The 13,826-nt window shown below is 30.1% G+C and carries 13 protein-coding genes and 1 riboswitch; of the genes, 10 read left to right on the top strand and 3 right to left on the bottom strand.

Features of this window, described 5'->3' with window-relative positions; translation table 11 throughout:
• Positions 1–12: 12 nt before the first annotated feature.
• The 4 genes from A7L45_RS02380 (at position 13) to mltG (ending at position 4,278) form a co-directional block, all read left to right on the top strand.
• Positions 13–984 (top strand): LacI family DNA-binding transcriptional regulator, encoded by a 972-nt coding sequence (locus A7L45_RS02380; RefSeq protein WP_071611284.1) that lies wholly within the window; start codon positions 13–15, stop codon positions 982–984.
• Between the two features lie 500 nt (positions 985–1,484).
• Complete coding sequence (locus A7L45_RS02385) at positions 1,485–2,441, top strand: carbohydrate kinase family protein (protein ID WP_071611285.1); 957 nt, start codon at positions 1,485–1,487, stop codon at positions 2,439–2,441.
• 196 nt (positions 2,442–2,637) lie between these two features.
• Complete coding sequence (locus tag A7L45_RS02390; protein WP_071611286.1) at positions 2,638–3,099, top strand: GtrA family protein; 462 nt, start codon at positions 2,638–2,640, stop codon at positions 3,097–3,099.
• Between the two features lie 411 nt (positions 3,100–3,510).
• Positions 3,511–4,278, top strand: a complete 768-nt coding sequence (mltG, locus tag A7L45_RS02395; RefSeq protein ID WP_224616800.1) for an endolytic transglycosylase MltG — start codon at positions 3,511–3,513, stop codon at positions 4,276–4,278.
• A gap of 54 nt (positions 4,279–4,332) precedes the next feature.
• On the opposite strand, the gene nrdG is transcribed toward mltG, so the two are convergent.
• From nrdG to A7L45_RS02410, 3 genes are all read right to left on the bottom strand, one after another.
• Positions 4,333–4,851: an anaerobic ribonucleoside-triphosphate reductase activating protein gene (nrdG, locus tag A7L45_RS02400; protein ID WP_071611288.1), complete on the bottom strand. Its 519-nt coding sequence runs from the start codon at positions 4,849–4,851 to the stop codon at positions 4,333–4,335.
• Positions 4,852–7,002: an anaerobic ribonucleoside-triphosphate reductase gene (nrdD, locus tag A7L45_RS02405; protein WP_071611289.1), complete on the bottom strand. Its 2,151-nt coding sequence runs from the start codon at positions 7,000–7,002 to the stop codon at positions 4,852–4,854.
• 136 nt (positions 7,003–7,138) lie between these two features.
• A riboswitch (cobalamin riboswitch) is annotated at positions 7,139–7,329 on the bottom strand.
• 70 nt (positions 7,330–7,399) lie between these two features.
• Positions 7,400–7,819: a DUF3842 family protein gene (locus tag A7L45_RS02410; protein ID WP_071611290.1), complete on the bottom strand. Its 420-nt coding sequence runs from the start codon at positions 7,817–7,819 to the stop codon at positions 7,400–7,402.
• A gap of 426 nt (positions 7,820–8,245) precedes the next feature.
• Between A7L45_RS02410 and A7L45_RS02415 the strand changes: the two genes are divergently transcribed.
• The 6 genes from A7L45_RS02415 to pssA all read left to right on the top strand — a co-directional run bounded on the left by A7L45_RS02415 (position 8,246) and on the right by pssA (position 13,820).
• Positions 8,246–8,434 carry a ferredoxin gene (locus A7L45_RS02415; protein ID WP_071611291.1) on the top strand — a complete coding sequence of 63 codons (189 nt, stop codon included), beginning with the start codon at positions 8,246–8,248 and terminating at the stop codon, positions 8,432–8,434.
• Positions 8,435–8,580: 146 nt separating this feature from the next.
• Positions 8,581–10,293, top strand: a complete 1,713-nt coding sequence (locus A7L45_RS02420; RefSeq protein WP_071611292.1) for a sigma 54-interacting transcriptional regulator — start codon at positions 8,581–8,583, stop codon at positions 10,291–10,293.
• Positions 10,294–10,674: 381 nt separating this feature from the next.
• On the top strand, positions 10,675–11,856 hold the full coding sequence (locus tag A7L45_RS02425; protein ID WP_071611293.1) for an acetyl-CoA C-acetyltransferase: 1,182 nt from the start codon (positions 10,675–10,677) through the stop codon (positions 11,854–11,856).
• Between the two features lie 314 nt (positions 11,857–12,170).
• Positions 12,171–12,866, top strand: coding sequence for a TVP38/TMEM64 family protein (locus A7L45_RS02430; protein ID WP_071611294.1), 696 nt, complete (start codon positions 12,171–12,173; stop codon positions 12,864–12,866).
• Positions 12,867–12,924: 58 nt separating this feature from the next.
• Complete coding sequence (locus A7L45_RS02435; RefSeq protein WP_071611295.1) at positions 12,925–13,161, top strand: phosphopantetheine-binding protein; 237 nt, start codon at positions 12,925–12,927, stop codon at positions 13,159–13,161.
• 140 nt (positions 13,162–13,301) lie between these two features.
• Complete coding sequence (gene pssA / locus A7L45_RS02440) at positions 13,302–13,820, top strand: CDP-diacylglycerol--serine O-phosphatidyltransferase (protein ID WP_071614828.1); 519 nt, start codon at positions 13,302–13,304, stop codon at positions 13,818–13,820.
• Positions 13,821–13,826 lie beyond the last annotated feature (6 nt).

Consider the following 13,826-nt stretch of genomic DNA (forward strand, 5'->3'; position numbering starts at 1 on the left):
GAGGATGTCTTTATGGCAACGATAAAAGATGTGGCTAAAATAGCTGAAGTCACGGTCACAACTGTTTCAAGGGTTCTAAATAATAGAGGCTATATAAGCCAGATTACCAGAGATAAGGTTCATGAGGCTATGAAACAACTTGATTATCAGCCGAATGAAATAGCACGTTCTTTATTTAGAAGAAAGTCTAATTTAATTGGGCTTATTATCCCAAATGTAGCTCATCCATTTTTTGCGGAGCTTACTAGTTATATAGAGTATTATGCTTATAAGGCTGGTTATAAGATTTTGTTGTGTAATTCTTATCAAGATAGTGTTAAGGAGAAAGATTATGTAGAAATGCTTAAAAGATATCAAGTAGATGGAATAATTATGGGAAGCCATACTGTAGATACCTCGGATTATCTTAGTCCCACTTTGCCAATTGTAGCACTTGATAGAACTTTTACTAATAATATACCTTTTGTCACTTCGGATAATTATCATGGAGGTGTTTTAGCTACAAACCTTTTGATAGACAGAGGATGTAAAAAGATTGCGCATATAAGTGGACCTCTTGAAATTAACACTCCAGCAAATAAGCGTTATCAGGCTTTCATGGATGTTGTACTTGCGAGAAAAGTTAATTTTGTTATAAAACAGACAAAGCTTGATATTTTTGATGGATATGAGAAGTTGGCTTATAAGCTGTTTGAAGATTATCCAGATATAGATGGGGTGTTTGCCAGTAGTGATATGATTGCAGCTTCAATAATACATGTTGCTAACTTAGTTGGGAAAGATATCACAAAGGACTTAAAAATTGTTGGATATGATGATATTAATATAGCATCGCTTATTGTTCCATCTTTAACCACAATAAAACAACCAATAGAAGCGATGGGAGAGCTAGCAGTAAAAATTCTAATAGATTTACTTGAAAAAAAAGAAGTAGATATAGAAAACATATTGCCTGTAACTTTAGTTGAAAGAAAAACTACTTAAGAGTTTATTTAAATAAATTTAAAATAGAGACTATGGAGATTGTAATCCATAGCCTCTATTTTTTTATATTACCTAGCATATTTTATAAGAATTTATTTAGAAAAAAAATGAAAATGTTTAATAATCAAAAGAATGCAAGCTTAAACTCGCTGTAATAAATATTGTAAAGTATTATAAAATAATCATGTCATGCGGTTGACATAAAGAATAGGTGTGTTGTATAATGAAATTATAAGAAATGGTTTTTATCAGTAATTCCTGTAATTATAGTGTATATGTTTATGCAGAAAAATATTCTTGAAGGCGTAATGCAGGGTTCAATAAAATAACAAAAAATTGGATAAATGAGCCTAATTACGAGCTTACAGCACATAGAAATAAGGCAATGCTTTCAGAATTACTTCATAAATCAAAGTTATAAATTTATAATATTGTATTAATCGATTGACATAATATTAGAGGAATTATGCTATTACTATCAGGTGTTTAGGGGGATTAATATGATAAGTTTTAATAAGAAAATAGAATTTTATGATAAGGAAATTGATGTATTAGCAGTAGGTGAGTTACTTATAGACATGATATCAAAGGAATATAGTAATAACTTCCAAAGTAATGATTACCAAAGGTATTTTGGAGGATCTCCAGCAAACATTGCAATGAATATAACGAAACTAGGAATAAAGTCTCAAATTGTAAGTGCTGTAGGTAATGATGGTTTGGGAGACTTTTTAATGCAACACTTAAAGAACAATAATATTAATACCAGTATGGTAAAGCAAGTTGATTATCCAACTAGCATTGTTTTGATAACAAAAAGCATAGGAACTCCGGTACCTATATTCTATAGAAATGCTGATTTCAAAGTACATTATAGCGAAGAACTGGAGGGAACAATAAAAAAGACAAAGATTGTACATTTCTCTTGTTGGCCATTATCAATGCAACCATTTAGAAATACTATGGAGCAAATTATTAAAATAGCCCGAAAGAATAAAATTATTATTGCGTTTGACCCAAATTATCATCGTATGATATGGGAAAGAGGTCATGATGGCATAGAATATGTAAAATCAATTATTAAGTATGTAGACATAATAAAACCATCTGAGGATGATGCACAAAGATTGTTTGGTAAAGATACAATTGACAATCAAATTGATAAATTTTTAGAGCTAGGAGCAAAACTTGTAATAATGACTCTTGGTAAAGGTGGGGCTGTTGTTTCAAATGGTAATGAAAAGATAAAAATACCTACATTAGCTAGCGACGTAGTTGATACAACAGGTGCGGGAGATGCATTTTGGTCGGGTTTTTATGCAGCAATTATAAAGGGTTATACAGTTAAGCAATCTCTTTATTTAGCATCAGCAGTTAGTGCTTATAAACTTAGGTTTTTGGGTGCAGTAGTTGAGTTACCTTCAATAGAAAAAATAAAAAATATTTATGAATTATAGGTATAATATTAAATTATGACATGCGAAGAAAAGGTTACTGTTTTTTTATAGTAACCTTTTTTCGTGTATAGTCATTTATTTAACGATAATAAGGGAATTATGTTACGACTAACATATTTTTAACATAATTATTTGCTAATCTTGATACATTTCTTTGTTAGTATATAAATATAGGATTAAAGAAGGAGTGAAGCACATGATTACTTTTGAAAATATTTACAATAATTTAAAAAACAATGAAAAACTTACACATATTTTAAGGTTTGGATTTGTAGGTGGATTAAATACTGTAATTGACTTTGGAATATTTTCTGTCCTTAATAGTATTTTGGGTGTTAACTATGTTATAAGTCAAATAGTGTCATATTTAGGTGGTACGTTAAATAGTTACTTCTTAAATAAATTTTGGACTTTTAATGATACGAAAACAAGTAAAAAAACGACAAAAGAGATTGTTCAGTTCGCTGTTGTTAATTCAGCTTCCCTAGGTATAAGTTTATTAGGTATGAGTATTTTACTTAGCAACAATTCCATGAATCCTTTAATTGCAAAAATTATTTCCATGGTTTTAGCTCAGGTTGTTAATTTTTTAGGATACAGATTTTGGGTTTTTGGTACAACTGTCAAAGCTTCATCTGGAACCAATGGAATAGCTTGAACCTCATTTGAATTTATAAAGCAAAGATATATAAAGAAGTAGCCCCAGGAATAGAAAGTTAATAGCAAAGTGAATAGGAGAACAAATTTAATGAAATCACTTGTAAAATTAAGCCATTCTAAATATTGATTTAGAATGGCTTAATTTTGTTTGGATTTCTGTGGGATAAAGATTGGGGTATTAAAACTTAAACTTATATTAAGGAAAAAAAATAACATAAAAGTATTTTATAAGTTAAATACTTATATTGTGTCAAAATGGTATAATATTTAAAGAACTAAAAATTATGGAGGGTAAATTGAATAAATAAGAGACTATAATATACATTTAAAAAGAAAAAGGAGTTGAAATTAGGTTTTATCAACTTAATTAGTTAAGGTGAGTATGAACCTTAAAATTATGAAATTTAGAATGAAATTTTTAGTATTAATCGTTTTTATTATAGCAGCATTTGGAATATTGAACGTAGGCAATATTTTATACAAAAAAACTAATGTTGTAAAAGTTACGGTGCCAGAAGGATATACGTATAAAGAAGTAGGTAAGACACTTCAAAAGTCAGGATTAGTTACGCAAGAGGCTTTTATAAAGGAAGTTGAAAATTGGTCAGATAATAATTATTGGTTTTTAAAAGATGTGCCAAATGATAAACATAAGTTAGACGGTTTTTTATTCCCTGCTACATATTCTTTTCAAAAGGGTGCAACGAGCAAAGAAATTATAAAAAAAATGCTTAATACTTTTGAGTTTAATATGAAATCTAATAAAGACTACATAACTGAAAACAAACTTAATATAAGAAATGTTGTAATAGAAGCTTCTTTAGTTGAGAAAGAAGCAGGGAAAGATGTAGATAGAACAAAGATAGCAAGTGTTATTAAAAATAGGTTAAAGAAAAAGATGCCACTTCAAATAGATGCGACAATAATATATATAGTTGGAGATAAAAAAAAGCTGTATAATAAGGACTTAGCAGTAAAATCACCTTATAATACCTACTTAAATAAAGGATTGCCTCCATCGCCAATATGTAATCCGGGAATTAAGTCGATAAATGCTGCAGTACATCCTGAGAAGACAAATTATATTTTTTATGTATTAAATAATAAAACTGATGAACATGTATTTTCTATAACATACGCGGAGCACATTAAAAATGTGGCTAAATATATAAAATAAATAAAAAATCCACAAGTTGAATGTAAACTTCATCTTGTGGATTTTTATATTATCTTAATTATCTAAAACACTGTATTTTATAATTCTATTTTGATCTAGGCTTTCCCTAACTGCTATCATTCTTTGATTTTTGGAACCACTTAAATATTGAGTAATATCTTTAAGACCTTCTATGAATTCACCATCTCTTAACATATCTATATATTGTAGAAACTCTAACCTTATAGGATTTTTAATAAGTTCTTCAAAAGTATAGCCACTCCAACAAAATATAGTTTTGTGAGGGAAATTTATTTTTATTGTTTTTACTAAATCAAGTAAAGCTCCACCGCAAAGATTATCCATAGGTTCTCCTCCGAGTATTGATAATCCTTTTACATATGGGTGTTTAAGGCTTTCTAGAATAGAAGTTTTAACATATTTGGTAAAAGGCACTCCATAATCAAATTGTCTTGCCTCTGGGCTCCAGCATCCTTTGCAAGGAGGGGTTTTAGCACATCCGCTAACGAACAATGAGGTTCTAAATCCTATGCCATTTACAGTATCATCAAAGAAAATACTAGCATAATTCATTTAATTACATCCTTTATTATTCTTTCTGTTTTTAATCTCCTTCATTTTTCCATTAACTACAGGTCTTTCGAAGATGCTCCCAAGGTATCCACAAAGCTTTCTTATTATGCTTAATAACATTTTATCGTCATTTTTACATACAGGACATTCAAACTCTGTATCGCTATTCTCTTTTGTAAACATTTCTCCTGTATATCCACATTTTAAACATTTATCACTTATTGATGATATTCCGAGAAAGTGTGTTTTGTCATATGAGTATCTTATGATATCCTCAAGTGCCACTAAATTTTTAGTCATATCTCCTAGTTCTACAAATGATATTGCACCGCCTGAAGATAAAGAAGATGATTCTGATTCTAAATCTAATTTATCAAAGGGTGATATTAATTCGTTGGACGGATAATGGAATGAATTTTCATAATAGCCATTGTCATTTACGCCAGCTATAACTCCAAAATCTTTTACATCCTCTACGCAAAATTTTGTTGCAAGGGTCTCAGCAGGAGAGCCATATAAACTAAATCCTATTTTTGTTTTATCTTTTTGTTCATCACAATAATCTCTGAGATATTTCATGATTTTAGTTGCTCTTTTAGAGGTTTTTTCAGTTCTATCATTTAGTCCTTTGCCGTAAAGTGCGGTTAAACAATTATGTAATCCAACATACCCAATAGATGCTGAAGCATATCCATTATTAAGTAGTGGTTCTATTGTATCTTCTGCATTTAATTTAGCAATTGCTCCACTCATATATAATATAGGTGCTTGTTTTGCTTTAACATTTTTTAGTATATCATATCTTATCATTAATAAATCCTTGCAATCATTTAAGGCTTCATGTAGAGATTTGAAAAATGAATCTTCATTTCTATCTGCCTCAATTGCAAGTCTTACAAGATTTATTGATATTACTCCAAAGTTAAATCTTCCAGCGGTTTTATAATTACCTGTTTCGTCTAAATAACTTCCGAGGAAAGATCTACATCCCATACATTCCTTATAATCACCTGTAACTTCAATTGCTTTATCAGTATTAATATAATCAGGGTATTGTCTATGTGCACTACATACAACCGCTAATTTAAATAAGTCGTAGTATTTATCGCCGGGATTAAGGTTATTTCCCTTTGTGTTTTGATATACTAGCTTAGGAAATACAGGGGTTACACCACCGGTTAATCCTTTAATTCTTTGATTTAATATAGCCTCAGTTATCATTTTTTGAATTTTTTGATCCTCTTCACTAGCATTCAAATCTACATTATTTATACCAAGTGTTAAAAATGGAGTCTCGGCACGACTTGTCATTAATGTTTGAACTTCATATTCAAGTGATTGCATGCTATCTTCTATTTCTTTACCTAATCTATCCCAGGCATATTCTTCTATTTTAAGAGGATCGCCAATCCATTTTTCTCCAACAATCCTGTGTTTGTTTAAACTTTTAACTGCATAAGGAGTAAGTCCTGTTATTAAAGTTGGGAAAGTAGTTCCCCCGTATGTATTACTTGATATATGACTCGCAACTTGAGATAATACATTTATTGCGGTCTCAATTGAATTTGGTGTTCCTATAAGTGTTGTACCTAGGTCAAATCCATTCTCGAACATACTAATCCAGTCAACGAGGCAACAATTGAAAAGTGGTAAACCAAAATAAGTTTCATCATGTATATATATACTTTTTTTATGTTTTTTCAAATATTTTTTAGGTATTTTATGTCTTTGACTATAGTTGCTTCCTACAACATTTGAAATTAAGGCCCTTATAGTTTGAATTTTGCTTCCATCAAGATTTCCATTCGAATTAGTCTGCTCTGAAACTGCATTAATTATATTATCTATTTCTTTATCTAATTCTCCTTTTTTATCTCTTTCAAAAGTTCTTTCTTCTCTGTAACTTATGTAGGCTAGGGCTACTTTATTATCTAATAATTTTATTTGATCAACTATTATATCTTGTATTTCTTCTATTGGAATTATAGTTTCTCCTCTTTGATTAAGAGTTTCAAGTACCCTTGTTAAGACAAGATTATTAAAACTCTTATCTTCCTTCCCGTATACTTCTATAAAAGCTTTTCCAGCTGCTGTTAATATTCTTTCGGGAATAAATTCTTTTCTTCTCGAATCTCTTTTTATTACTTGCATATAATACCTCCGTGTATTTCATTTTCTATAAATATTTTCTAAAACGTTAAAAGTCCCTTAACTATTAAGTTAAGAGACTTAAAATCATCGCAACTAAAAAAAGATATTGCTAGCACCTCTCCATCTCTCGTAGAGCTATTGTGTGTAATTATGGAAAGGTATTCTGGCTTAAGCATCATTGTCCCCATTGCGCCTTCCCGGTTTCCCAGTGGCATTTTATATAAGGACTCTTCTTTTACAGCGGCGGGACCGCGCAGGATTTACACCTGTCTTCCCTTTTAAACTAAGGTAATATATACTTTAGTTACTCATAATTATAATATTGTAGCTCGCTTGGAGCTGATTTAATTATAGTTTATATCATGTTATCAATTAAATCAATCCTTATATATTACTATCATAGTTTTATTTTACTTTTTATATCGATAATAATGTCGTCAATAATATCTTTTATTTGAAGATTTCTTGTTCCTGGTATGTAAATACCATGTTTTTGCAGTGGAATTATATATTTAGTACAATCCATATTATATATTGATGAGGCAATCATAGGAGTGATTTCTCCTTTTATGCCACCACTACAAATCATGCCAATTGGCCCAATTATACTATCAACTTTATTTGTAGAACAAAATGAGCAAATTTCATCCTCTCCGCTTATACCTAAATTTGCACCGGATTTCATCATATTAGAGGTAGCAAATGTATTTGTACCAAGTGCGATAATATAAATATTAAGATCAATTTCTTTATGAATTTTTTTTATAATTGTTTTTCCAAGACCTGCTCCTTGAGCGTCTATTACAGCAATTTTCATTGTAATACCTCCAAAAAAATATAGGATAGTGATAATTATGCTTTAAGGTTTCTATATAGCTTTTTTAGAATTATAGTTTCCCGCCTAAATTGTATAAATGTGTTTTAAATATTATATCATGAAATTTCAATATCAGTCTCAAACACTTATATTAAATCATATTACCTTATTATCAATAAGAAACAATATTTTTAGTTAGATCACAATATTCGACACGAATTATTGGAAGTAGCTTTAAATAGCTTGAAGTTAATTATAATAAATAATAAAATAAGATCCGTTAAGACTGAAGAATGAGGTTAGCTAGAAGGTGATTTTGTTTGGTAACTATTGTTACTTATTTTTAAAGGTAAGTATATTACTATATCATTGTGGAAATATATATAGTAGTTATTTAAATAAAATTTGACCTAAGGAGTGATTTTAATGGAAGCAATGGTTGATAAGGATACGTGTATAGGATGTGGGTTATGTCCTGAAATATGTCCAGAAATTTTTACGATGGATGACGATGGAAAAGCAAAGGCATCTAAAGGTGAGATCTCAGCAAAATTATTAAATAGTGCTAAAGAGGCAGAGGAACAGTGCCCAGTTAATGCAATTACAGTAGAGTAGAAAAATTAATAATTAGTAAATAATCGATAAAAAAATAAAATATACTTAAAAATAGCGAGAAAAAATTCTCGCTATTTTTAAGTATATCTTGATAAAAAAAACTATCAACTTTATAATTAAGTTATAAGGCTTTAGGAAGGTGACAAATGGATGTAATTAGTGATTATTATAATGAAGTTATGAACAACATTAATGAAGGTATTGTTGTTATAGATAAAAGAGGCATTATTCAAATAATTAATAATGCTGCTGAAAGAATGTTTGAAATTGATGCAGATAATAGCATAGGAGAATATATTTTAGATGTACTCTCCTCTAGTAAATTAATAAGTATAATTGAAAATGGAGAGGCCCAGGTAAACAAAAAAGATGGCAAATTTATTGTCACTCGTAAATTAATAACTCAAAGCGGTGAAGTTATTGGTGCGTTTGAAGTTTTTCATGAGGATAATCAAAATGATCTACTAATGAATGTGCAAGATGATGGTAGGGTGCAGGAAGAGATGTTAAACACAATTTTTAATACTGTTAATGAGTGCATAGTTGTAGTGGATCAGAATGGAATAATAACTATGATGAGCGATGAATATAAAAGGTTTATTAATTGCCAAAATCCAGAGGGGAAACATGTAACTGAAGTTATAGAAAATACAAAATTACATATAGTAGCAAGGACTGGCGAAAAAAAAGTTGGCGAAATTCAAGAAGTAAATGGGCATAGGATGATTTCTATGAGAGTCCCTATAATAAAAGATGGTGTAGTTGTTGGTGCAATTGGGAAAGTAATGTTTAAGGATTTGAGCAATTTTAAAATACTAAGTAACAAATTATGTCTTATGGATAAAGAAGCTGAAGGCTGTAAAAATGAATTAAGTACAGATCAAAAGGCAATATATACTTTTAATAATATTATAGGAGGCAGTGATAAAAGCCAAGAAGTAATGGTCCTTGCCAAAAGAGTTGCTAAGGTAGATTCAAACGTTTTAATTACTGGAGAGAGTGGGACTGGTAAGGAACTTTTTGCACATTCTATTCATAATGATAGCAAAAGATGTTTAAAACCTTTTGTAAAAATTAATTGTGGGGCTATTCCAGCAGAGCTTTTTGAGTCAGAAATGTTTGGCTATGAAGAAGGGGCGTTTACCGGAGCAAAAAAATCAGGTAGAAAAGGCAAGTTTGAATATGCAAATGGTGGTACCATACTACTAGATGAAATAGGTGATATGCCTATGAATATGCAAGTTAAACTTTTAAGGGTTATTCAAGAGAAGGAACTCGTGAAGGTTGGTGGAAACGATGCTATTAAGGTTGATGTAAGAATTATAGCATCTACCAATAAATCTTTAGAACAGTTAATTAATGATGGAAAGTTTCGAGAGGATTTGTATTATAGGTTAGATGTTATGCATTTAAGATTACCGCCGTTAAGGGAAAGAAGAGAAGACATTGAGGAATTGGCAAATAAGCTTTTGATAAAAATATGTAAAAAATATAATGTTAAATCTGAAGGTATATCTAGGGAAGCTATTGATTTTTTGAAAGCTTATAGTTGGCCTGGGAACATAAGGCAACTTGAAAATGTAATAGAAAGAGCTATTAATTTGCTTGATGAGGATATTTGTATAATGCCAAAGCATTTGCCGGAAAAAATAATTAAGAGTAAAAGTAAGAAGTACTCGCTGGAAAACAATTATTTGAAAGATGTTGTTGAAAGGATTGAAAAGGACATAATCATGGAATGTTTAAAAGATACCAGTGGAAATAAAAAAGAAGCAGCAAAAATATTGGGGCTTAGTAGAGCTGGATTATATAAAAAATTAAACCGATATAATTTAATAAAATCGACTAATCCACAATAGTAAACATGCAAACTTTGTTTACACGTACTATTTTTTTATGAAAAATAGTACATGCATTGTAAACTAGAATTATTGGATAAACTAAATACATAGTTATATCAATGCATTGAAAATACTTTAAGTGATTTTTTTAACAAATAGGTTATAATATTAACAAGCTTAAACAAGATAAATTTATATAAGTATTAGTGTAAACTTAGTTTACACTAAGGGCTACATTTAATTTTGCTATAAAGAAATAAGTTGCTATAGTGAGGTTTGTGGGGGATCGACAACTTGGCATGAAAATTGCTAGTATTATATATATGGGAAGATATAAATATAAAATTCCTATTATATGTTAATAATAAATTAAATAAATAAATTAATGGAGGGTTACATATGAAAGAAATAGTAATTGTAGGAGCAGCAAGAACAGCAATAGGATCTTTTGGTGGAGGATTATCAAAAGTATCAGCTGTAGAAATGGGAACTGTTGCAGCTAAGGAAGCTATAAAAAGATCAGGAGTTAAACCAGAATTAATAGAAGAAGCTATAATCGGTAACGTAATACAGGCAGGACTTGGACAAAATGTTGCTAGGCAGATAGCTATAAAAGCAGGATTAGATATTTCATCTTCAGCACTTACAATAAATAAAGTTTGTGGTTCAGGACTTAGAGCTGTAAGTTTAGCTGCACAGATTATAATGTGTGGAGATGCAGAAGTAGTTTTAGCAGGTGGAACTGAAAGCATGAGCAACGCTCCATATGCACTTCCAAACAATAGATGGGGAGCAAGAATGGGAGACGGTAAAGTAGTTGATACTATGATTAAAGATTCTCTTTGGGATGCATTTAATGACTATCATATGGGAATGACAGCAGAAAATATTGCAGAACAATGGAACATCACTAGAGAAGACCAAGATCAATTTGCTTTAAAAAGTCAACATAAAGCTGAAGCAGCTATAAAGGGTGGCAAATTTAAAGATGAGATCGTTCCAGTGGTAATTCCTCAAAGAAAAGGGGATCCAATAACATTTGATACTGATGAATTTCCAAAATTTGGTTCATCTATAGAAAAATTAAGAAAATTAAAACCAGCATTTAAGAAAGATGGTACTGTAACAGCAGCTAATGCATCAGGAATAAATGATGGTGCTGTTATGTTTATAGTAATGTCAAAAGATAAAGCTGATCAATTAGGACTTAAACCTCTAGTTACAATAAAATCATATGCATCAGCAGGAGTAGATCCAAAGATAATGGGTTATGGTCCAGTTCCAGCAAGCAAAAAAGCGTTAGCAAAAGCAGGACTTACTGTAGCTGATTTAGATTTAGTTGAAGCTAACGAAGCATTTGCTTCTCAATCATTAGCTGTAGCTAAAGATTTAGGCTTAAATCCAGAAATAGTAAATGTTAATGGTGGAGCTTTAGCACTAGGTCATCCAGTAGGAGCTTCAGGTGGAAGAATACTTATTTCATTAATATATGAAATGATAAAAAGAGATTCTAAAACAGGACTTGCTACATTATGTATAGGTGGCGGTCAAGGAACTGCAATTATTGTTGAAAGAAAATAGAAGGTAGAATAATGTGAGGTGCCTCTGAAATGATTGAAAAATCATTTCAGAGGCACCTTTTTTCTTTGGCAGTTGTATATTTTATGAAATGAGATTAGAAAAAAGTTTATACATTGTTTATAATTAGGTTATAAAAAGTAGATATATAGAATTTATAATAGAAATATGTTAGAATATTGTTTATAAGGTAGTTTTAACTAAAGTTTATGGGTATGAGTATATATTCGACTAATAATGTAAATTGAATTTTTAATGGTTAATAATGTTATAGGATAATATGCTGCTGTCAAATATATTAAAAATGGGAGGATGACATGAAGCATTTGAAAAACAAGTTGAATATGAAGTTAGTAGTATTGCTACTAGCTATCATATCAATTATAGTTGTATTTAGATACCTACCGTGGATTATAGAAATAACCGTATCTCCTGAGAAATTTCGAAGATATATTGTTTCAATGGGTAATTGGGGAATAATTTCATACTTATCTTTCCAAGTACTACAAACGGTAGTTGCGCCAATTCCAGGTGAAGTAATTCAGGTAGCAGGTGGATATATTTATGGTAGCGTATTAGGGACCTTTTATTCAACATTAGGGATGATGCTTGGGGGCATAATTATTTTCTATTTCACTAGGTTTATAGCATTTTCTTTTGTAGAAAAAATAGTGAAACGTACAAGTACTAAATGGTTGACGAAAATAATAAGTAGTAAGAAATTTCCCATTGTTATGTTTGTTATGTTTATAGTTCCAGGAATGCCGAAAGACATTTTAATATATGTGGCAGCATTAACACCTATAAAATCATTGAAGTTCTTTATGATTTTACTAGTAGGTAGATTACCTGGTACTGCAGCAGTTGTGTGTATTGGTTCAAATATTCATCATGGAAATTACATGTTTTCCATTGCATTAGTTGCGGCATCAGTATTGCTTGTTATTCTAGGAATATTATATAAGGATAAAATTATAAAAAAAGTTTCTGAGGAGCAGTGTAATTTATCATAGGCTTTTATTAAATTATATATGATAAGTTATAAAAATTTAATTAAATGGAGGAATTTATATGAATGAATTAATTTATGGTATACTCGAAGAAATTACTGGTGAGGATTTACGAGAAGAAAGCAATGTGAATTTATTTGACACAGGAAGATTGGATTCATTAGGGATAATTGAACTTATTGTAGCGATAGAAGATAACTTTAGTGTTAAACTTGATCCTGCGCTTATGGAAAGAAAAGATATAGAAACTCCGAACAAAATTATTGAATACCTTCAATCTCGCTCTGATTTAAAATAGAATGAAAAAGAGCATAGCTTATATTAAGATTAACAAAATTTAAGGTTAATTTAATATTAATGTTATATAATACTAAGGAATAACTGCCAACATTATGTTATAATTATATAATGATAGGAGTGATATAGATGGTAAAAAAGATGGTAAAAATTAAGAATGCGGTACCTAACATTTTCACCTTAAGCAATATGTCTTGTGGCATTTTGTCTATACTTATGAGTTTTGACAGCAATTATAAATTAGCAGCGATATTTATTCTTTTAGCAGGAATATTTGATAGATATGATGGGAAAATAGCTAGGTTTTTAAATGTAGATGGAGAACTCGGCAAAGAACTAGATTCATTATGTGATTTAGTATCTTTTGGTGTTGCACCTTCTATATTAATATTTAGCATTTATAATTTTGCAGGACTTGGACCAATTGGGTATTTGATGGTTTTAGTATTTCCAGTAGCAGGAGCATATAGACTTGCAAAATATAATATTACAGATTTTGATGGAGTATTTTCAGGAATTCCTATCACTGTTACAGGTACATTTTTAGCGTTGTATGCATTCTTTATGTTTAATAGAGCGTCAAATTTAGGTCCTACAATGTTTTTAATGGTTCTGTTATCATATTTAATGGTAAGTAAATTTAAATTTAAAAAGCAATAATAATGT

The organism is Clostridium estertheticum subsp. estertheticum (genome assembly GCF_001877035.1).
Taxonomy (GTDB): Bacteria; Bacillota; Clostridia; order Clostridiales; family Clostridiaceae; genus Clostridium_AD; species Clostridium_AD estertheticum.